The 20,722-nt window shown below is 67.5% G+C and carries 19 protein-coding genes; 9 read left to right on the top strand and 10 right to left on the bottom strand.

Annotation, left to right across the window (positions count from 1 at the left end; genetic code table 11):
• Positions 1–208 precede the first annotated feature (208 nt).
• Positions 209–1,288 (top strand): ABC transporter ATP-binding protein, encoded by a 1,080-nt coding sequence (locus EV651_RS23000; RefSeq protein WP_133787290.1) that lies wholly within the window; start codon positions 209–211, stop codon positions 1,286–1,288.
• Positions 1,289–1,306: 18 nt separating this feature from the next.
• Here the strand turns inward: EV651_RS23000 and EV651_RS22995 are convergent, their stop codons facing one another.
• Positions 1,307–2,287, bottom strand: coding sequence for a glycosyltransferase family 2 protein (locus EV651_RS22995; RefSeq protein WP_133787289.1), 981 nt, complete (start codon positions 2,285–2,287; stop codon positions 1,307–1,309).
• Positions 2,288–2,392: 105 nt separating this feature from the next.
• Here EV651_RS22995 and EV651_RS22990 point away from each other — a divergent pair, with 105 nt between their 5' ends.
• On the top strand, positions 2,393–4,924 hold the full coding sequence (locus tag EV651_RS22990) for a YfhO family protein (protein WP_166658715.1): 2,532 nt from the start codon (positions 2,393–2,395) through the stop codon (positions 4,922–4,924).
• Here EV651_RS22990 and EV651_RS22985 read toward each other — a convergent pair.
• Both EV651_RS22985 and EV651_RS22980 read right to left on the bottom strand, forming a co-directional pair.
• Positions 4,917–5,906 carry an ABC transporter permease gene (locus EV651_RS22985; RefSeq protein ID WP_133787287.1) on the bottom strand — a complete coding sequence of 330 codons (990 nt, stop codon included), beginning with the start codon at positions 5,904–5,906 and terminating at the stop codon, positions 4,917–4,919. The two genes, EV651_RS22990 and EV651_RS22985, sit on opposite strands and share 8 nt — an antisense overlap.
• Positions 5,906–6,826 carry an ABC transporter ATP-binding protein gene (locus tag EV651_RS22980; protein ID WP_133787286.1) on the bottom strand — a complete coding sequence of 307 codons (921 nt, stop codon included), beginning with the start codon at positions 6,824–6,826 and terminating at the stop codon, positions 5,906–5,908. Before EV651_RS22980 ends, EV651_RS22985 begins: the two co-directional genes overlap by 1 nt.
• A gap of 350 nt (positions 6,827–7,176) precedes the next feature.
• Here EV651_RS22980 and EV651_RS22975 point away from each other — a divergent pair, with 350 nt between their 5' ends.
• The 4 genes from EV651_RS22975 (at position 7,177) to EV651_RS22960 (ending at position 11,073) form a co-directional block, all read left to right on the top strand.
• A complete protein-coding gene (locus tag EV651_RS22975; RefSeq protein WP_166658714.1) occupies positions 7,177–7,479 on the top strand; it encodes a metal-sensitive transcriptional regulator in 303 nt (100 codons plus the stop codon).
• A 132-nt stretch (positions 7,480–7,611) separates the two neighbouring features.
• Positions 7,612–7,833 carry a heavy-metal-associated domain-containing protein gene (locus tag EV651_RS22970; RefSeq protein ID WP_133787285.1) on the top strand — a complete coding sequence of 74 codons (222 nt, stop codon included), beginning with the start codon at positions 7,612–7,614 and terminating at the stop codon, positions 7,831–7,833.
• Complete coding sequence (locus EV651_RS22965; RefSeq protein ID WP_133787284.1) at positions 7,830–8,828, top strand: hypothetical protein; 999 nt, start codon at positions 7,830–7,832, stop codon at positions 8,826–8,828. The genes EV651_RS22970 and EV651_RS22965 overlap by 4 nt, the downstream gene beginning before the upstream one ends.
• Before the next feature lie 16 nt (positions 8,829–8,844).
• Complete coding sequence (locus EV651_RS22960; RefSeq protein WP_133787283.1) at positions 8,845–11,073, top strand: cation-translocating P-type ATPase; 2,229 nt, start codon at positions 8,845–8,847, stop codon at positions 11,071–11,073.
• A 36-nt stretch (positions 11,074–11,109) separates the two neighbouring features.
• Here the strand turns inward: EV651_RS22960 and EV651_RS22955 are convergent, their stop codons facing one another.
• From EV651_RS22955 to EV651_RS22935, 5 genes are all read right to left on the bottom strand, one after another.
• Complete coding sequence (locus EV651_RS22955) at positions 11,110–12,651, bottom strand: glycoside hydrolase family 13 protein (RefSeq protein WP_133787282.1); 1,542 nt, start codon at positions 12,649–12,651, stop codon at positions 11,110–11,112.
• Positions 12,652–12,660: 9 nt separating this feature from the next.
• Positions 12,661–13,530, bottom strand: a complete 870-nt coding sequence (locus tag EV651_RS22950; protein WP_133787281.1) for a carbohydrate ABC transporter permease — start codon at positions 13,528–13,530, stop codon at positions 12,661–12,663.
• Positions 13,527–14,603 carry a carbohydrate ABC transporter permease gene (locus EV651_RS22945; RefSeq protein ID WP_238157133.1) on the bottom strand — a complete coding sequence of 359 codons (1,077 nt, stop codon included), beginning with the start codon at positions 14,601–14,603 and terminating at the stop codon, positions 13,527–13,529. Before EV651_RS22945 ends, EV651_RS22950 begins: the two co-directional genes overlap by 4 nt.
• Positions 14,603–15,964, bottom strand: coding sequence for an ABC transporter substrate-binding protein (locus EV651_RS22940; protein ID WP_133787280.1), 1,362 nt, complete (start codon positions 15,962–15,964; stop codon positions 14,603–14,605). Before EV651_RS22940 ends, EV651_RS22945 begins: the two co-directional genes overlap by 1 nt.
• A 183-nt stretch (positions 15,965–16,147) precedes the next feature.
• Positions 16,148–17,140 carry a LacI family DNA-binding transcriptional regulator gene (locus EV651_RS22935; protein WP_133787279.1) on the bottom strand — a complete coding sequence of 331 codons (993 nt, stop codon included), beginning with the start codon at positions 17,138–17,140 and terminating at the stop codon, positions 16,148–16,150.
• Positions 17,141–17,207: 67 nt separating this feature from the next.
• On the opposite strand from EV651_RS22935, the gene EV651_RS22930 reads away from it, so the two are divergent.
• The 3 genes from EV651_RS22930 to EV651_RS22920 are packed head-to-tail and all read left to right on the top strand — an operon-like array spanning position 17,208 to position 20,041.
• Positions 17,208–18,455: a DUF4032 domain-containing protein gene (locus tag EV651_RS22930; RefSeq protein ID WP_370343369.1), complete on the top strand. Its 1,248-nt coding sequence runs from the start codon at positions 17,208–17,210 to the stop codon at positions 18,453–18,455.
• A 51-nt stretch (positions 18,456–18,506) separates the two neighbouring features.
• On the top strand, positions 18,507–19,001 hold the full coding sequence (locus EV651_RS22925; protein ID WP_133787277.1) for a SigE family RNA polymerase sigma factor: 495 nt from the start codon (positions 18,507–18,509) through the stop codon (positions 18,999–19,001).
• The gene (locus EV651_RS22920; RefSeq protein ID WP_133787276.1) at positions 19,001–20,041 is read left to right on the top strand and encodes a hypothetical protein; all 1,041 of its coding nucleotides are present in this window, start codon (positions 19,001–19,003) and stop codon (positions 20,039–20,041) included. Before EV651_RS22925 ends, EV651_RS22920 begins: the two co-directional genes overlap by 1 nt.
• Before the next feature lie 2 nt (positions 20,042–20,043).
• Here the strand turns inward: EV651_RS22920 and EV651_RS22915 are convergent, their stop codons facing one another.
• Both EV651_RS22915 and EV651_RS22910 read right to left on the bottom strand, forming a co-directional pair.
• Complete coding sequence (locus EV651_RS22915) at positions 20,044–20,445, bottom strand: type II toxin-antitoxin system VapC family toxin (RefSeq protein WP_133787275.1); 402 nt, start codon at positions 20,443–20,445, stop codon at positions 20,044–20,046.
• Positions 20,445–20,717: a type II toxin-antitoxin system Phd/YefM family antitoxin gene (locus tag EV651_RS22910; RefSeq protein ID WP_133787274.1), complete on the bottom strand. Its 273-nt coding sequence runs from the start codon at positions 20,715–20,717 to the stop codon at positions 20,445–20,447. The genes EV651_RS22915 and EV651_RS22910 overlap by 1 nt, the downstream gene beginning before the upstream one ends.
• Between the last annotated feature and the right edge of the window lie 5 nt (positions 20,718–20,722).

The following is a 20,722-nucleotide window of genomic DNA, read 5'->3' as shown; positions in this document are numbered from 1 at the left end:
CCAGGCGCCTCTGACTTTTCAGCAAGATCCTGCAAGAACTTGCAGGATGCGCGATGGTGTCCACAACGTGAACAGAACGGACACGTCACACGCCGTACACCTTGTCAGGACGAGCTGGGCCGGGCGAGGATAGGCGGACTCCCCCGCCTGGGGGAACCTTTACTCGGATCGTCCGGCACGTTCCTGCCGGTGAAGGGAAAGATCAGTCATGGCTACTGTGTCGTTCAAGTCGGCAACCCGGATCTACCCCGGTGGTGACACCCCCGCCGTCGACAAGCTCAACCTCGAGATCGAGGACGGCGAGTTCATGGTGCTCGTCGGCCCGTCGGGTTGCGGCAAGTCCACCTCGCTCCGGATGCTCGCCGGCCTCGAAGAGGTCAACGAGGGTTCCATCTACATCGGCGACCGCGACGTCACGCACCGTCCGCCGAAGGAGCGGGACATCGCGATGGTGTTCCAGAACTACGCGCTCTACCCGCACATGTCGGTCGCGGACAACATGGGCTTCGCGCTGAAGATGCAGGGTGTCTCCAAGGAGGACCGGGCAAAGCGGGTCGGCGAGGCCGCCAAGCTGCTCGGCCTGGAGGAGTACCTGGACCGCAAGCCGAAGGCCCTGTCCGGTGGTCAGCGCCAGCGCGTCGCGATGGGCCGCGCGATCGTGCGTAACCCGCAGGTCTTCCTGATGGACGAGCCGCTGTCGAACCTCGACGCCAAGCTGCGCGTCCAGACCCGTACCCAGATCGCCGAGCTGCAGCAGCGCCTCGGCGTCACCACCGTCTACGTCACCCACGACCAGGTCGAGGCCATGACGATGGGCGACCGGGTCGCGGTCCTCAAGGACGGTCTGCTCCAGCAGGTCGACACCCCGCTGAACCTGTACGACAACCCGAAGAACAAGTTCGTCGCGGGCTTCATCGGCTCGCCTGCGATGAACCTGCTCGAGGCGGACATCACCGAGACCGGCGCCAAGGTCGGCGACTACGTGATCCCGCTGCAGCGCAGCCTGCTGGCCAAGGCCGGCAGCGACAAGACCCTGACCGTGGGCGTTCGCCCGGAGGCCTTCAAGGTCGCCGACGAGGGCCTGCCGGTGAAGGTCGCCGTGGTCGAGGAGCTCGGCGCCGACGCGTACCTGTACGGCACCGCGGAGCACAACAACGAGCACCAGCAGATCGTCGCCCGGATCGACGCCCGGATGCCGGTCGAGAAGGGTTCGACCATCCGCCTCGCGGCCGTCCCGGACAAGCTGCACCTGTTCTCGACGTCCACCGAGGAGCGGCTTACCGCCTGATCCTCAGCAGTAGCTGTCCTACCGGCCCCGGGTGGTTTGTCCGCCTGGGGCCGGTGGCTTTTGCAGCCTGTCCGCGGGGTCCATGTTGGTCTGCTTCAGCAAGTAGTGCGGGCGCTTCTTGGTCTCGTAGTAGATCCGGCCGATGTACTCGCCGATCACGCCGAGCATCACCATCTGCAGTCCGCCGAGCCCGGTGATCGCGGCGATCAGCGTGACGTACCCGGGCATCTCGACCCCGTGCACGATCGCGGCCACGATCACCCAGATCGCGTAGCCCGCAGCCACCGCGGTCAGCAGCAGGCCGACGTAGATCGCCATCCGCAGCGGCTTGTTGTTGAACGACAGCAGCCCGTCCAGCCCGTACTCCAGCAACCGCCGGAACGTCCACCGGCTCTTCCGCTCCACCGGCGGTTTCACGTTGTCGTACTCGAACAGGAGCGACTCGAACCCGATCCAGGCGAACAGCCCTTTCGAGAACCGGTTGTACTCGTTCAGTTCGAGCAGCCCGTCGACCGCACGCCGCGACAGCATCCGGAAGTCCCCCACCCCGTCCATCAGCTCGACGTCGGCCCACTTGTTGATCAGCCAGTAGTACGCCCGCGCGAACAGGGTCCGGGACGCCGGGTCCCCGGTCCGGTTGCGGCGCGCGATCACCTGGTCGAAGCCGCGCTCGTACTCCTTGAGCATCCGGCCGATCAGCTCCGGCGGGTGCTGCAGGTCGGCGTCCATGATCACCACGGCGTCGCCGGTCGCGTACCGCAGGCCGGCCAGCATCGCGGCCTCCTTGCCGAAGTTCCGGCTGAACGACAGGTACCGGACCGATTCGTCCGCCGCTGCCAACTCGACCAGGGCCTCGAGCGTCCCATCAGCACTACCGTCGTCGACGTACACGATCTCGTACGGCCGCCCGGTCTCCTCGAGCTCGCGACTGAGCGCCTGATGGAACCGCGAGATCACCTCGACCTCGTTGTAACACGGCACCACCAGACTCAACCGCATCGTCGTCCCCGTCCGCCCCGTACGTCGATCATGATGCGATTCTTGTCCAGACCAGAACTACCCGCTAGCTTTGGCGACCGGGTGAGCGGAACGAAGGGGCGGCCAATGGTTTCCGAGGACAGTGCCGACGGAGGCGCCGAGGGCGGCGCTGACGAAGGGTCTGCCCGACGGCGCTCGGCACTCCTGCCGGCCGCCGTCGCCGCTGTCGTGGTGGCGGCTGTGTTCGCCGCCTCCGGAATCATCCGCGGTACCTTTCCCTTCGGTTCGCTGTCCCGCAGTACCAACGATCTTGGTACCCAGTACATCCCCTTCTTCGCCCATCTCTGGGACGTCCTGCACGGCCAGGCTCAGGGCGACCTGCTGTTCAACTGGCAGAGCGCCTTCGGCGTCGGCTTCCTCGCCGATGCCGGGGTCGATCTCGGCAGCCCATTGTCCCTGCTGGTGGGCCTGTTCCCCCGCGACCAGATCGACCTCGCCGTCTACGTCGTCACCACACTCAAGCTGAGCCTGGCCGCGGCCGCGATGGCCGCCGTACTTCTCAAGATGCATCCAGGCCCCCGTTGGGTTGCAGCAACCTTGGGCGCGTCGTACGGCGTCTGCGGCTGGGCACTCGACGACGGAGCCTACGTGCCGATGTGGCTGGACGGCCTCATCGCCCTGCCGATGTTCTTCCTGGTCGCCGAATGGTCACTACGCCGGACCAACCGGGTGCTGAGTGTGCTGGTGGTCGCCGTCTTCTGGCTGTCCAACTTCTACACCGCCTACATGGCAACGGTCGCGGGTGGGATCTACCTGCTCGCCCGGCTGCTGACCAGCGACCTCAGCTGGTCGCTGCGCCTCCGGTCGGTCGTCCGGCACGGCGTCTCGTTCGTGCTCGGCATGACCTTGGTCGCGCCCATCCTGCTACCGATCGTCACCACCAACCGCGCCGCAACGCCGTCCCCGTCCGGGATCTTCCATCCCTCGGCGTGGGAGTTGTTCCTGTCCCGGCTGCTGCCGCTGTCCGAGGGCGTCGGCCGGACCGCGAGCCTGTACGTCGGAACGATCGCCCTCCTGCTCGCGCTGACGATGCCGTTCAACAAGTTCGTCCCCTGGCGTTCGAAAGCGGTCTGGGTGATCACGGCCGTCCTGATGACGCTGTCGTTCCGCTGGGCGCCGACGCAGGAGTTCTGGCACGCGTTCGACACCCCCAACGGCAGCCAGTACCGCGAGGCGTTCGTGCTCTGCGGCGTGCTCGTCGTGGTCGCGTGGGTCTCGGTCGCGCACAAGCTGCCCGGTCCGATCGCCCTGCTGGGCGGTGCGGTCCTGCTGGCGCTGATCGCCGTACTGTCCGACGGCAGTCGGCTGCTGACCGAGCACTGGATGGAGGTGCTGATCGCGTCCGGGGCGGTCACGTTGGTTGCGTTCGGCACCATCTGGGCGTTGCGCCAGTTCCCGAGGACGCGCCGGGTGAAGTGGCCGGTCGCCGCCGCGTTCGCCGTACTGCTGGTGGTCGTGGCAGTCGAGACCACCTGGACCGCGGTCATCACCGACGAGCAGCGCTCGAAGGTGCTCAGCACGTCGGTTGCCCCGTGGAACGATCTGCAGACGACGCGGTACGACGCGCTGCGGGCAGTCGACGGCTGGCCGGCGTACCGGACCGAGCCGGGGACGTCCGTCACGCCGAACGACCCGATTCTGCTCGGCGGCCAGGGCGCCGGCCTGTACAGCAGCCTGTTGCCGCACTCGGTGAACGAGATGATGACCGCGCTCGGCTTCGGCTGGTCCGGGTACGGTCGCGCGGCCCGCACACTCGACAACCCGGTGACCGACACGATCTTCTCGGTCGGCGCCCGGATGCAGCTCGTCGACGGCAACCCGAAGATCGCCCGGGCGACGGTCCCGCCGCTGGTGACGGTACGGCGCCGGCTCGATGCGGCGGTGCCGGTCGACACCAATGCCCCGAACCCGTACGCCGCCCAGGAGCGCCTGCTCGGGACGAAGGTCTACGACGTCCCGAAGTACAAGGGCACCCGGTTCGCCACCGGTGACGTCAAGCTGGTCGCGGCATGCAAGGCGGGCAGCGAGGCGTACCTGTACATGCCGCGGGTCGGCGGCCGCGCCCGGCTGGCCGACGGCGAGTGGCACGAACTGAGCTCGTCGCGCCGGCCCGGCATCAACACCAGCAGCGCGATGATCGGGCTCGGCACCGTGCCGGCGACCGGGATCGTGCTGGTCGAGGTCAACTTCGGCGACGCCCCCCAGGGCATTCCGCCGCGGAACGCCCTCGGCTGCCTCGATCAGCAGGCGTTGAGCAGCGCGGTCAAGAAGCTCCGGGCGACCGGAGCGACGGACGTGGAGGCCGGCGGTCACTCCCTCCACGCGACACTGCCCGCGGGCAGCAAGGGCTGGGCGGTGGTCGGCGTACCGAAGATCGACGGCTGGACCTGCAAGGTCGCCGGCGGCAAGGCGCAGACCCCGCGGAACTTCGGCGGCCTGATCGCCGTCCCGCTGACGGGCACCGCGGACCGGGTGGACTGCACCTTCGTGCCGCCCGGACTTCTCCGCGGGCTGGCGGTCGGTGCGGCCGCCGCCGTGGCCACGCTCGGGATCGTACTGATCGGCGCAGTACGGCGTCGGCGGAGCGCCGCTAGTTGACGTCCCGGCGGTGGAAGACCCATCCGCCGACCAGGACCACGACCACGGTGAAGATCGCCAGGTACCAAGCGCCGTGCTCGAACGAAAGCGTTTTCTGTACGTAGTCGCAGACGTAGCTGCCGTCGCTGCCGGTCTTGCATTCTGTCACGGAGTACTGTGCGCCGTGCCGGACGAAGGCGTCGAAGTTGAGTTTCACCAACCACGGCTGGGCCTTCTCCAGGAACGCGGCGAAAACGCCTTCCGCGAGGACCAGGTACGCCATCACGACACCGATCGCGGCAGCGGTGTGCCGGAGCAATAGACCGACGACGCTGCCGAGTGCGGCGGCCAGTGCGGTCGTCAGTACGGCGCGACCGCCGATCGCGGACAGGTCGCCCCAGACCTTCCCCGTCGTACTCGCGGTGTCACCCAGCTTGTCGACGATGAGGAACGTTCCGAACAGGATGACCGCCAGCACCACCGCGGCGATCGGCACGAAACCGGTAGCCGCCGCGAGCAGCTTGCTGCCGTAGACCCGGAGCCGGCGCGGCTCGAACGTCAACCAGTTGCCGATGGCACCGGAACTGAACTCGGCGCCGAGGAAACTGGCGCCGATCAGAAACGCGGCGAACGCCAGGAAGTACGACGAACCCTGCAAGAGGTCCGGCATGATCTGGGCGAACACGGTCGGCGGCTTGCCGAAATCCTCCGGTCTCGGCTCGGAGTAGACGCACATCTCCTCGAGTTTCGGCTTCGGGTCGGGTTGGGTCTTCCAGTCCGCCTCGCACTGCGCGCGCATCTCTTGCGCATGGTCGACCCAGTCCTTGTGGGCCATCTCGTACTGCTGCTGGGCCAGCTGCTGCTCGGCGGCGGACAGCGGCCGCGCGTCGAACCAGGTGGCGACCAGCAGCAGGATCGTGATCAGGAACAGGCCGGCGAGACCGACCGCGGTCAGGCGGCGTGCCATCAGCCGGCGGAGCTCGACCTTGGTCAGGCGGACCATCACAGCCCCTCGCCTTCGGTGAGCTCGAGGAAGACCGACTCGAGGTCGGCGCGGACCGGGGCCAGCTCGGACACGTACAGCTCCTGGTGGGCGAGGCGCCGCGTCACGTCGGCGGGATCCGGCGCGCCGTCGACGAACAGATAGTTGCCGTCGGCACGAACCGTCAGACCGGCGGCGGTCAGGATGCGGGTCGCGGCCTCATGGTCGTCGACAGCAACCTTCACTGTCGGCGCCGTACCGCCGCCGATCACTTCCGCGACCGTGCCGGACGCGAGCAGGCGGCCGTGACCGATGATCGACACGGTGTCGGCGACCTGCTCGACCTCGGCCAGGATGTGACTGCTGACCAGGACCGTCCTGCCCTGCTCGCCGAGACCGCGCATGGTCTCGCGGATCTCCCGGATACCGGCCGGGTCAAGGCCGTTGGTCGGCTCGTCGAAGATCAGCAGGTCGGGCTCCTTGAGCAGGGTGGCCGCGATCGCCAGCCGCTGCTTCATGCCCAACGAGTAGGACCGGAACCGGTCCTTCCCCCGCTCACCGAGCGAGGTCTGCTCCAGCACCTCACCGACCCGGGCGCGCGGGGCGCCGATGGCCTCGGCTAGCAGCTCCAGGTTCTTCTGTCCGGTGAACGCCGGGAAGAACTTCGGCGACTCGACGATCGCTCCGATCCGCCCGACCACCTCCGGCAACTGCGCCGGCACCGGCTTGCCGAACACGGTCATCGTCCCGGCGTCGGCGCGCACCAGCCCGAGCAACATCCGGATCGACGTGGTCTTCCCCGACCCGTTCGGCCCGAGAAACCCGTGCACCCCACCGGCCGGAACCTCCAGATCCAGCCCCTGCACCGCCACCACCTTGCGCCCCCGCCGGGTCCGATACGTCTTACGCAACCCACGCGTACTGACGGCCACGTCGGACATCCAAACCCCTCTCGTCACACACCAGACGCACAGAGTGACACCTTTGTTCACCCCCCGCCCCACCAACCGCCCCCCACCAACCGCCCCCCACCAACCACCCCCCACCAACCGCCCCAGTGCACCCCAAGTGGGGGCGGTGCACAGGTAATAACCCGTGTTGCGCCACCAGATCCTGTTCAACGCCCCTGCGTAGGGCGGTTTGGCGGTGCGGGCGGCGTACTGCGTGATCATCCTCAATAGATACCCCTGGGTGGTATCTGTTGAGGACTTGCGTTCTATACCCGTAGGGGGTAACTTCTTGGGTGTGGAGATACCCCGGAGGGGTAGTTGAGGCGAGAAGAGGACGCGAGATGGCCACCGATGAGGGACATGTGCACGGATACACCGCTGAGAAGAGCAGTCATCTGAAGCGGTTGCGGCGGATCGAGGGGCAGGTTCGCGGCCTGCAGCGGATGGTCGACGAGGACAAGTACTGCATCGACATCCTGACCCAGGTGTCGGCGGCCACGAAGGCGTTGCAGTCGTTCTCGCTGGAGTTGCTCGACGAGCACCTCTCGCACTGCGTGGTCGAAGCCGCGCAGAAGGGCGGGCCCGAGGCCGACGAGAAGGTCCGCGAGGCCTCCGACGCGATCGCCCGCCTCGTCCGCAGCTGAACCACCTTCGTCCGCGGCTGGCCCACCTTCGTGAACCACCCTCGTCCGGCTGAACCATTCGACCGGCTGAACCATTCGTCCGGCTGAACCCCATCTCCGACAATCACCCCGTTTCGAGCAAGGAGCATCGATATGAGCACCACTACGACGTACTCCGTGTCCGGTATGACCTGCGGCCACTGCACTTCGGCTGTCACCGAGGAGCTGCGCAAGCTCGTCGGTGTCCAGGACGTGAAGATCGACCTCGTCGCGGGCGGCACCTCCGCGGTGCACGTGACGAGTGAGTCCGATCTCGACGAGGCCGCCGTCCGCGACGCCGTCGACGAGGCGGGCTACGAACTGGCGGCGTCGTGAGCCGGGCCGTCGCGCTCCGGCTCGGCGCGTTCGCCGGTGCGGTGGTGCTGGCCTTCGGGGCGGCGTACGGCATCGGCTCCGCGATCGATCCGATCGCGGCGGCCGACGACACCTCCGCGGCACCGGCCCACGGAGAGGAGATGGGTGGCATGGAGCAGACTGCAGGCACCTCGGAACACGGTGGACACGAGTCGGCCGGGCAACTGCCCGGACTGGCGGTGTCCGACGCGGGCTACACGTTCGCACCGGCGAAGACGTTCTTCACCAGCGGCACCAAGACCGAGCTGCGCTTCACGATCCAAGGACCGGACGGCAAACCGGTCACGAAGTACACGAAGACCCACGAGAAGGACCTGCACCTGATCGTGGTCCGGCGGGACCTGTCCGGGTTCCACCACGTGCATCCCACGCTGGCGGCGGACGGGACGTGGAGCATCCCGTTCACGTTCACCGCCGGCGGGACCTGGCGGCTGTACGCCGACTTCCAGCCGGCCGGCCACGACAGCACGATCACTCTCGGCACGGATGTGAACGTCACCGGTCTGTACGTCCCGGTCCCGGTCGCCGAGCCGGCGAGCGTCTACAGCTTCGACGGGTACGACGTGACGCTGCAGGGCACCCCGGTCGCCGGCAAGGAGTCGGAGCTCACGTTCACGATCAACCGCGGCGGCAAGCCCGTCACCGACCTGCAGCCGTACCTCGGCGCCTTCGGACACCTGGTCTCGCTGCGCGGCGGCGACCTGGCCTACCTGCACAACCACCCGGCGCAGCACGCCGAGCCGGGGATGAAGGGCGGACCGTCGATCACCTTCGGTACGACGTTCCCGACCGTCGGCACGTACAGCCTGTTCCTGGACTTCCAGCACGCGGGCAAGGTCCACACCGCCGAGTTCACCGTGAAGGTGAGCTCGACGGGGACCACGATCGTGCCGCCGACCGTCGTGCCGACTGCTACGACAACCCCCGGGCACGCCGAAACGCCCCACGGCCACTGAGAGGAGGCACATCATCATGACCAGCACCGAGCCCGGTCAGTCCGTCGAACTCATCATCGGTGGTATGACGTGCGCCTCGTGCGCCGCCCGGGTGGAGAAGAAACTGAACCGGATGGACGGCGTCACCGCGACCGTCAACTACGCCACCGAGAAGGCAAGGGTCACGTACGCGGACGGCATCTCCACCGACGACCTGGTCGCCACGGTCGAGAAGACCGGCTACACCGCGAGCCTGCCGGCGCCGGCAGTCGAAGCCTCGGCCGACGAACCTGACGAGCTGAAACCCCTGCGGGAGCGGCTGATCGCGAGCATCACGCTCGCGGTGCCGGTGATCGCGTTCGGGATGATCCCGGCCTTGCAGTTCGAGTCGTGGCAGTGGGCGTCGCTGACGCTGGCGTTCCCGGTGGTGACGTGGGCGGCGTGGCCGTTCCACAAGGCCGCCTGGACGAACCTGCGGCACGGCGCCGCCACGATGGACACGCTGATCTCGCTGGGTGTGGTGAGCGCGTTCCTGTGGTCGCTGTACGCGCTGTTCCTCGGCTCGGCCGGCGAGCCCGGGATGAAGATGCCGTTCACGTTGATCCCGTCCCGCGGGAGTGGCGCGGAGGAGATCTACCTCGAGGTCGCGGCCGGCGTCACGACGTTCATCCTGGCCGGGCGGTACTTCGAGGCACGGGCGAAGCGCCGCTCGGGCGCCGCGTTGCGGGCCCTGCTCGAACTCGGCGCGAAGGACGTCGCCGTCCTGCGCAACGGGACCGAGACCCGCATCCCGGCCGACCAGCTCGTCGTGGGTGACGAGTTCGTCGTCCGGCCGGGCGAGAAGATCGCCACCGACGGCGTGGTCGTCACCGGCAGCAGCGCGGTCGACGCGTCGATGCTGACCGGCGAGTCCGTGCCGGTCGAGGTGGCTCCCGGTGACGCGGTCGTTGGTGCGACCGTCAATGCGGGTGGCCGACTGGTGGTAAGGGCGACAAGAGTCGGTTCGGACACGCAGCTGGCGCAGATGGCGCGGCTGGTCGAGGACGCCCAGAACGGGAAGGCCGCCGTACAGCGGCTGGCCGACAGGGTGTCCGGGATCTTCGTGCCGATCGTGATCGGGCTGGCGGTGGCGACGCTAGGTTTCTGGCTGGGCAACGGTTCGCCGCTGGAGGTCGCGTTCACGGCCGCGGTCGCCGTACTGATCATCGCCTGCCCGTGTGCCTTGGGTCTGGCCACGCCGACCGCGTTGATGGTCGGGACGGGCCGGGGCGCGCAGCTGGGCATCCTGATCAAGGGCCCGGAGGTGCTCGAGTCCACGCGGCGGGTCGACACCGTCGTACTGGACAAGACGGGAACTGTCACCACGGGCCGGATGGAGTTGGTCGACGTACTGCTCGCTCCGGATCAGGACCGGGCCGAGGTACTGCGGTTGGCCGGGGCGCTCGAGCACTCGAGCGAGCACCCGATCGCGCAGGCCGTGGCGCGGGCCGCCTCGGAGGCGGGGAAGCTGCCGGAGGTCGAGGACTTCGGGAACGTCGAAGGTCTTGGTGTGCAGGGAATCGTCGACGGGCACGCCGTACTCGTCGGGCGGACGCGGTTGCTGGAGGAGTGGAGCCAGTACCTGCCGGAGGAGCTCGCGCATGCGAAGGAGCACGCCGAGGCCGAGGGCAGTACGGCGGTCGCGGTCGGCTGGGACGGGCAGGCACGGGCCGTGCTGGTCGTCGCGGACACGGTGAAGCCCACGTCCGTGGAGGCGATCGTTCAGCTCAAGTCTTTGGGTCTGCGGCCGGTGCTGCTGACCGGGGACAACGAAGCCGTGGCGATGAAGGTCGCCGCCGAGGTCGGGATCGACGAGGTGATCGCCGAGGTCCTCCCGGCCGGCAAGGTCGACGCCGTGAAGAAGCTGCAGGACGAGGGTCGCGTGGTTGCGATGGTCGGCGACGGCGTCAACGACGCGGCTGCCCTTGCTCAGGCCGATCTCGGGCTGAGCATGGGTACGGGCACCGATGTGGCGATCGAGGCGAGTGACCTGACGCTGGTGCGCGGCGATCTGCGCGCGGCCGCGGATGCCATCCGGCTGTCCCGCAGCACGCTCCGCACGATCAAGGGCAACCTGTTCTGGGCCTTCGCCTACAACGTGGCCGCCCTCCCGCTGGCAGCTGCCGGGTTGCTGAACCCGATGCTCGCGGGTGCTGCGATGGCCTTCAGCTCGGTGTTCGTGGTGTCGAACAGCCTGCGACTGCGGAGATTCCGTCCGCTCAGCTGAGAAGTGGGGGCCTTGTCCGAGGCCCCCACTTCTTGTTCATCGGACCCAGGCGGTGGTGTCCGGTGGGAGTGCGCCGTTGTCCAGGGGGATGCTGGAAATCAGCACCTCCTCGTGGGGCGGGAGGAGTACGGCGATCTGGCTCAGGTTGGTGATGCAGGTGAGGTTCTCGCGCTGGAACGTGAGGACGTCGGGCGGTGAGTCGAGCCAGCTGAGCGTGCCGTCGCCCAGGAGAGTGCGACGTAGGTGGAGGCCGGTGCGGTAGAGGGTGAGCATCGAGTTCTGGTCGTCGTACTGGGACTCGACGGTGAGGTTCTTCCAGTCACGCGGTTGCGGGAGCCACGGCGTACCGCTGCCGAACCCGAACGGCGGCTCCTTGCCCGACCACGGTAGGGGCACGCGGCAACCATCACGGCCGCGGTCGGCGCCCTTCGAGCGGGTGAAGATCGGGTCCTGCAGCAGTTCGTCGGGCAGATCCTCCACCTCGGGCAGCCCGAGTTCCTCGCCTTGGTAGACGTACAGACCACCCGGCAGCGCCATCGCCAACAGTGCCGCGGCCCGCGCGCGACGTTCGCCGAGCACGAGATCGGTTCGCATCCCGTGCTTGCGGTCCTGGTGCGAGAAGGACGTGTCCGCGCGCCCGTACTTCGTCACCGGTCGCGTGACGTCGTGGTTCGACAGGACCCAGGTCGGCGGTGCGCCGATCGGGACATGGGTGGACAGCGTGAGGTCGATCGACGCCTTCAGTTCCGCGGCTTCCCAGGGGCGGGACAGGAAGTCGAAGTTGAACGCGGTCTGCATCTCGTCCGGCCGCAGGTACAGCGCGAAACGTTCCTGGTCCGGCATCCACATCTCACCGACGAAGAACCGGTCGTCGTAGGATTCGGAGATCCGCCGCCAGCCGCGGTACACCTCGTGCACCTCGTCGTGGTCGGTGTACGACTCCTCGGCACTGTCCAGGTCCTTGAACAGTACGGCGGCGCTGTCGATCCGGATCCCGTCGACGCCGCGGTCCAGCCAGAACCGGAGGATGTCGTGGAACTCCTCGACGACCTCCGGGTTGCGCCAGTTGAAGTCGGGCTGCTCCGCGGCGAACAGGTGCAGGTACCACTCGCCGTCCTCGACCTGCGACCAGGCCGGTCCGTTGAAGATCGACTGCCAGTCGTTGGGTGGCCCGTCACCGCGGCCCGGCCGGAACAGGAACCGCTCGCGCTCGGGTGATCCCGGGCCGGCCCGCAGCGCCTGAACGAACCAATCCTGTTGGTCCGACCCATGATTCGGCACGATGTCGATGATCGTCCGGATGTTCAGGGCGTGCGCCTCCGCGATATACGTCTCCGCCTCGGCGAGGGTGCCGAACGCCGGGTCGATCGCGCGGTAGTCGGCGACATCGTACCCGCCGTCGGCCATCGGCGACGGGTACCACGGGTTCAGCCAGATCGCGTCGATCCCGAGCTCCGCCAGGTACGGCAGCTTCGCGCGCAGACCGGCCAGATCGCCGATGCCGTCGTCGTTGCCGTCCGCGAAACTCCGCAGGTACACCTGGTAGATCGCAGCTCCACGCCACCATTCGTCGGCCATCAAATCTCCCTAACCTTTCAGGCTTCCGGCCGTCAGACCAGCCATGATGCTGCGCTGGAACACGAAGAACACAAGGATTGTGGGCAGGCTGGCGATCACCAGCGACGCGATCAGGACGTTCTGCGGCATCTGGGCCGACAGCGACGCGATGCCGACACTGATCGACATCTTGTCCGTCTCCGGCAGCACCAGCAGCGGCCAGACGAAGTCCTTCCAGACCGTGACCACGGACAGGATCGACACCACCCCGATGATCGGTCGCGACACCGGCAGCACGATCGACCAGAGGATCCGCAGCGGTGACGCGCCGTCGATCTCGGCCGCCTCCAGCAGCTCCTTCGGGATCGAGTCGAAGAACCGCTTGAGCAGGAACACGAAGAACCCGTTCGCCGCCGCCGGCAACCAGATCGCCCAGGGCGTGTTCAGCAGGTCCGCGTGCAGGATCGGAAGGTCCTTCGCCACCAGGTACGTCGGCAGCAGCAGGACCATCGGCGGGATCATCAACGTCGCCAGCATCGCGCCGAGCACGAGCTTCCCGAGAACGGGCCGCAGCTTCGACAGCGCGTACGCCGCCGACACGTCGACTGCCAGCGTGAACAGCCACGCGCCACCGGCGTACACGGCGGTGTTCTTGAGGAACACGCCCAACTGGAGCTGGTCCCAGGCCTCTTTGTAGACGCTGAAGTCGACCGACTTCGGGAAGAAGCTGGGTGGGATCTGCGCGAGCTCGTCCGGCGACTTGAGCGCGCCGCTCACCATCCAGTAGAAGGGGAAGACGAACGCGCCGGTGAAGCCGACGACCGTGACCGTCAGGATCGTCCAGTAGATGATCCGGCCGTGCGGCGTGCGGAGTGCGAGGGGTGACACCAGAGTTCTCATCGCTCGGCCTCCTCGCGGGACACGCGCAGGTAGATCGTGGAGAAGATCAGCAGGACGATCATCAGCATCAGACCGAGAGCGGACCCGCCGCCGAAGTCACCGAAGTTGAACGCGTACTGGTACATCAGGTAGGCGACCGTGACGGTCGCGTTCTCCGGGCCGCCCCCGGTCAGCAGGTACGGCTCGATGAAGACCTGCATCGTGGCGACGACCTGCAGGAGCAGCATCACCAGCAGGATCAACTTGGTCTGCGGGATCGTCACGTGCCAGACCCGCTTGAACAGGCCGGCCCCGTCGAGCTCCGCCGATTCGTACAGCTCGCCGGGGATGCTCTGCAACGCGGCGAGGTAGATCAACGTGCCGGTGCCGAGGTTCATCCACGTCGACACGATCACGAGGCTGACGAGCGCCGTACTCGTCGAGTCCAGCCAGCTCAACGGCGGGAGATGCACCGCGTCGAGCGCCTGGTTGAACAGGCCAGCTCCGGGGTCGTAGAACCACTTGAACAGCAGTACGGCGACTGCGGGCGGAAGCATCACGGGCAGGTAGACGACGAAGCGCAGGTACGCCTTCGCGTGCTTCAGCTCGTTGAGCACCACAGCGAGCACGAACGGTACGGCGTACCCGATGACCAGTGCCAGGCCGCTGAACGCCGCGGTGTTCAGCCAGGCGGAGCGGAACGCCGGGTCCGCAATCACCGCGCGGAAGTTGTCGAAACCGACCCACTTCCCCGGGTCGACGAAGTTGTTCTGCTGGAAGCTCAGCACGATCTCCCGGATCATCGGATACCAAGAGAACAAGGCGAAACAGATCAGGGCGGCGCACAGGAACCCGTACGCCGTGAGGTTTCGCCCCACCGCCCTCCGCAGGGCACCCGTGCCGTCGGCGAGGAGGAGATCACCAGAGCCGCTCGACTCCCTCGGCAACGGCCCGCGACCACCTGGTCGACCCACCACTCCGCGGCGTCGCCCACCGCCCGCCGGCTGCACCTCGACCACCGCCCCGTCACCCCCACCACCCGCCGTCTCCGCGGAGCGGGGACGGCGGATGTTTGTTGTGATGTCGTCGACCATCAGGTGTTCTTCGCCAGGATCTTGTTGGCCTTGGACTCCGCGTCGCTCAGCAGCTTGTCGATGTCGGCGTCCTTGCGGGTCAGCACTGCGGACATCGCCACGTCGAGGACGGCGTACAGCTCCTGCGCCTTCGGGGGTTCGAGCTTGTTGGTGATGCCGCCCTGGGCCTCGACGTACGGCGTGAAGTTGTCGACCGGGACCGTGGCGTACTGCTTGCGCAGCGCGTTGATCTCGTTGCCCGGGGCACTGTCCCCGTACAGGTCCGGGATCGGCAGCCCGACCGGGCGGCCCTGCGCCTTCGACCGCGCGTAGTTGAACTGACCCTGGCCCGGCGTCAGCTCGTGGAACTCGAGCCACAGCAGGCCCGCCTTGATCTTCTCCGGCGACGCCTTCGGGTTGAACATGTACCCGTCGCCGCCACTTAGCGACGAGTTCCCGTTCGACTCCGGTACGGCGGTGACGCCGTAGTCGTCGAACTTGCCCTTGAAGTCGTTGTTCACCGACTGCACGACGTCCGGCGCACCGATCATCATGCCGAGCTTGCCGCCGCCCATCATGCGCATCAGGTCCTCCCACTGCAGCAACTGCTTGCTGCCCATGGAGTTGTCGTCCCAGCGCATCTTCTTCAGGTTCTCGAGGACGGCCTTGCCCTCGTCGCTCTTGAACGCGGCGGTCTTCCCGTCGTCGCTGACCATCGACCCGCCGCGTGCGTACAGCTCCGCGGCGAAGTGCCAGCCGCCGGTGTTGCCGGCCGAGTACTCACCGAAGCCGACGTAGTTCGGACCGAGCGCGGCGATCTTCTTGGCGGCCGCGCGGACCTCCTCCCAGGTCTTGGGCGGGTTGGCCGGGTCGAGACCGGCCTGGGTGAACAGTTTGCGGTTGTAGACCAGGCCCATGTTGTAGTTGTTCCGCGGCAGGCCGTACGTCTTGTCCCCGTCCTTGAAGACGCTCATCACGTCCTTGCGCAGGTCGTTCACCGGCTTCACGCTGCCGACGTACTGACTGATGTCCGCGGCCTGCTTCTTCTCGATGATCTTCCGGACGTCGGTGTAGTAGACGTAGAAGACGTCTTCCTGCGTACCGCCGGCCAGCTTCGCCTGGAAGGTGTCCGGGTTGATGCAGGGGAACGCGTCCTTGCCCTCGACCGTGATGTTCGGGTGCGCCTTCTGGAACGCGGCGACATCGGCCTCCCAGGCCTCGCGTTCCTTCGGATTGCTCTTCGGCGGCTCGCAGCCGACCGTGATCGTGACCGGACCGTCGGCCGCCCCCGCCGACTTCGTGTCGTCCGATCCGCAGGACGCGGCCACCAGCCCGAGTCCCATCACCAACAGCAGGCTGAGCCCGCGGCGCGTTGTGGTCATCTCCACCCTCTCCCTTTCCTGGTGCCGACACCGTAGGGAACTGAATGGATGAACGCAATACTTCGATCTAGGATTGCAAAAACATGACTGCATATGGGAGATTGCCTGCCGACGGACAAACGACAGCAGCCGCCGACCTCATCGGTCAGCGGCTGCTCGGAGTTGCGCCGGTGTTTGCGTTGGCTAGATGCGGGCGCGTGCGGTGGAGGCGCGGACGACGAGCTCGGGCTCGAAGAGGAGCTCGTCGGCGGGGACAACGGCGCGTTCGATCAGGGCGACCAGCATGTCGACGGCGGCGCGTCCCATCGCGTCGATCGGCTGCCGGACGGTGGTCAGCGGCGGGTCGGTGCAGTTCATCATCGCGGAATCGTCGTACCCGATCACCGAGACCTCGTCGGGGACGCTCAGGCCGGCCCGGCGTACGGCGCGGATGGCACCGAGGGCGAGGATGTCACTGGCACAGACGATGCCGGTGACACCGGAGTTCACCAGCTTGGTCGCGGCCGCGTGCCCACCCTCGAGCGAGAACATCGTGTGCTCGACCAGGCTCGGATCCGCCTCCTCCGCGGCCATGAACGCCTCCAGCTTGCGCCGCGACGGGATGTGGTCGCGGGGGCCGAGAACCATCCCGATCCGCCGATGGCCAAGGGCGCGCAGGTGGCCGATCGCCATCTCCGCGGCGACGTAGTCGTCCGACGAGACCTGCGGGAAGCCGAGGTGATCGACGGCCGCGTTGACCAGTACGGTCGGCAGCTTGCGCTCCTGGATCAGCTCGTAGTGCCCGTGCGGCGCATCCGCCTGCGCGTAGAACCCGCCGGCGAACACGACCCCCGACACTTGCTGCTGGAGGAGCAGGTCCACGTAGTCGGCCTCGGACACACCGCCGACCGTGCGGGTGCAGAGCAACGACGTGAAACCTTGCTGCGCGAGGGCCCCGCCGACGACCTCGGCGAACGCCGGGAAGATCGGGTTCTGCAACTCGGGCAGCACCAACCCGACCAGCCGGGCGCGGTCACCCCGCAGCTGCGTGGGCCGCTCGTACCCGAGCACGTCGAGCGCGGTCAGGACGGCTTCCCGGGTCGCCTCGGACACGCCGGGCTTCCCGTTCAGCACCCGGCTCACCGTGGCTTCACTGACCCCGACCTTCTTGGCCACCTCTGCAAGTCGTCGTGTCATGATGCAAACTCTACGCCTATTAACGCAAGAATTTGCAAGCACTTGCGTACCTCGCTGAACTATCAGGATTCCTGACACACTGGGAGCCGTGCCTCGATTCGTTGCCACCCGCCCGGACACCGGTCTGCTGTCGCTCCCGTGGGACATCCCGCTGGAGGACTGGCCCGAAGATCAGTTGGTCGCGCTGCCGCGCGGTATCTCGCGGCACGTCGTCCGCTTCGTCCGGGTCAACGGCAGTGTGTACGCGATCAAAGAGGTCCTCGAGCACCTGGCGATGCACGAGTACCGACTGCTCCGCGACCTCGAACGGCTGGAGACACCGTCCGTCGAGCCCGTCGGCGTGATCACCGACCGGGTCGACCGCAACGGCGAGCCGATCGACTCGATCCTGATCACCCGGCACCTGCAGTTCTCGCTGCCGTATCGCGCGCTGTTCTCCAGCACGCTGCGCCCCGACACGGTCAACCGGCTGATCGACGCGCTCGTCGCGCTGATCGTCCGGCTGCACCTGAACGGCTTCTTCTGGGGCGACTGCTCGCTGTCCAACACCTTGTTCCGCCGGGACGCCGGCGCGTTCGCGGCGTACCTGGTGGACGCCGAGACCGGTGAGCTGCACCAGGACATCTCCGACGGGCAGCGGGCACACGACCTCTACACCGCGGAGATCAATCTGTTCGGTGAGCTCCTCGACCTGCAGGAGGGCGGCCTGCTCGACGAGGCGATCGACCCGCAGGAGACGGTCGAGTCGATCCAGAAGCGGTACGAGGCGCTCTGGGCCGAGCTGACCGCGCCGGAGGAGTTCGCGAACGACGAGATGCACCGGCTGGACACCCGGATCCGGCGGCTGAACGAGCTCGGCTTCGACGTCGCCGAGATCGACATCATCACTGACTGGGACGGCAGCCAGGTCCGGATCCAGCCGAAGGTCGTCGACGCCGGGCACCACTCCCGGCGACTGCTGCGGCTGACCGGGCTGGACGTCGAGGAGAACCAGGCTCGCCGGCTGCTGAACGACCTGGACTCGTTCGCCGCCTCGACCGACCAGCAGAACGAGGACGAGGAGATCGTCGCCCACCAGTGGCTGACCGAGGTCTTCGAGCCTGTCGTGCAGTCGGTCCCGCGCAACCTGCGCGGGAAGCTCGAGCCGGCCGAGGTGTTCCACGAGGTGCTCGAGCACCGGTGGTTCCTGTCCGAGCAGGCCGGGCACGAGGTCGACACCTTGGAGGCGGCCCGCTCGTACGTGAACGACGTACTGGCCGCGAAGCCGGACGAGAAACTGGCCCTCCCGACACCAACCCTCCCCGAACCCGACTAGGTCCTGCAACGTTCCGGGCCTCACCGGCGTGATGTGGGTGGGAGGTGCCGGATGGAGACACCGGAGTTCGACGAGTGGGTGGCGCAGCGGGGTGCCGCGCTGTTGCGGTTCGCCTACCTGCTCACCCGCGACCACGCGCGCGCCGAGGAGGCTGTGCAGGACGCGCTGATCGCTGCGTACTCACGGTGGACCCGGATCTGCCGCGGTCAGGATCCCGAGGCGTACGTCCGTCGGTCGATCGTGAACGCCGACATCTCCCGCTGGCGCCGGTTCCTCCGACGCGAGACACCGACCGCGGATCCGGTGCAGACATCGTCCCGCCCGGACCATGCCGACGCGCAGGCCGAGCAGGACGCGGTGTGGACGCTGTGCGCGACGCTCCCGGCCAAACAGCGCGCGGCCGTCGTACTGCGGTACTACGAGGATCTTCCGGATGCGGAGATCGCGGAGATTCTCGACTGCTCGCCGGCCACCGTCCGGTCGCAGATCCATCGTGCGCTGGCCTCGCTGCGCACCACTATCGGAACCGAGGAGGTCAAGGGCTGATGGACGCATCCGAGAAGCTGATCGCGGACACCCTGTCGAAGCACGCGGCCGACGCACCGGCCGACGACCACCTCCTGTCCGTGGTCCACGCCCGCCTGCGCCACCGCCGTACCGGTCGCTCGATCGGCGCTGTCGTCGTCGCCGCGGCGGTCGTCGCAACGGCGATCACCACGGTGCACTCCCTCACCGCCGAGACGCGGACCGACCCGCAGGTCAGTCGGCCGGGACCAGCAGCCGCCGGGTGGCGGTGGGAGTCGTACAAGACAGTGCAGGTCCAGGTCCCGTCGAGCTGGACGCAGTACATCTCCGGCCCGGCACCGTGCACGACCTTCGCGAACTCGGCCGTCCCCTCGGTCGGACGGTTGAACGGCTGGCTCGGAAAGGACTGGTACACCTGCAGCGACGCCGTACTGCCGCTGAACAGTCGGCAGCCGTACCTCTGGTTCGACGACAACCAGGCGCCAGGGATCAAGCGGTACGACGCCGGGTGGACGGAGGAGACCCGACTCGTCGCCGGCACGAAGATCAGCGTGCTGACTCAGGACGACACGCTCCGTCGCCGCATCCTCGACTCGGCCCGTCCGATCACCGGCACCGACTACTACGGTTGCGCGCCGACGGACCTCGGACCGCAGGGCACGGGCCTGAACGCCAAGGACCCGATCACCTCGGCCGACGTCTGTGAGTACTGGCACGGCTCGCTGGTCTCTGGATCCCAGCTCGGCGCCGGGACCGCGACCGCGTTCGCGCAGCGAGTGAACGGCTCACCGGAAGGTCCACCATCACCCCGCGCCAAGGGGTGCGGCAACATCGACCAGCGCACGTTCGTCGTCACCCTGCACGGCCGCGCCAAGTCCTATTCGGTCCGGATCATCGCCGACTACTGCAGCGCGGATCACACCTTCGCCACCGACGACGGCACCACCCGGCGCCGCGCCGACGGCGGCACCCTCGGCCTGATCCAGCAAGGCGTCCACAAGCCCACCCAGCCCAGCGACATCTTCGACCCGGTCCGCCCCATCACTCCACCGAACCGCTGAACTCAGGACGCCCCTGGGCTGGCGACGGGAAGCCCGATCGCCTTGGCCGTCGCCAGCAGTCGCCGGTCGTAGCTGACGAATGCGGTCAGATCGTCGCCCAGAACCGCGTCCGCCGTCGCGAGGTGGATCGCGTCGAGCGAGCGAATCCACGGATCCTGATAGGAGGCCGCGGTGCTGCGCACCGTCTCGTCGACGTCATAGACAGAAACGTGGGCCAAGACGGAAGGGGCGGACATGAGAAGAGCAGGCTCGGATCGCCGGAGGGCGCGAGGCAATTCCACCTCCACCAAAGCCGACGAGACGAAGATCCGATCACCTTGCTCGTTGAGCCAATCGACGAGCTCGTCCGAGGCGGTCTCGCGTCGGACGAGCTTCACCAACGCCGCTGTATCCAGGTAGATCATCAGTAGCGCTCCTCGTCACGCATCTGCTCCAAGAGAGCACCCGCCTCGTGATCAGTCCGCACCTCGCCCTTCGGTCGCGAGAAGGCTCTAGTCAGCCGAGCTGGCCGGAAGCTGCCTGTAGCGAGCAGCCACGCTGTTGGCGACGCCTCAGCGGGCACCAGTCGCGCGACGACCACGCCGCGTTCGGTGATGTCGATCTCCTCGCCCTGCTTGACCCGGGCCAGCACCCGGGCCGTCTCCTGGTTCAACATCCGGATCGGAACTTCAGCCATGGCCT

This window comes from Kribbella sp. VKM Ac-2571, assembly GCF_004362255.1.
Taxonomy (GTDB): domain Bacteria; phylum Actinomycetota; class Actinomycetes; order Propionibacteriales; family Kribbellaceae; genus Kribbella; species Kribbella pratensis.
This window is presented reverse-complemented; position numbering and strand designations above follow the sequence as displayed.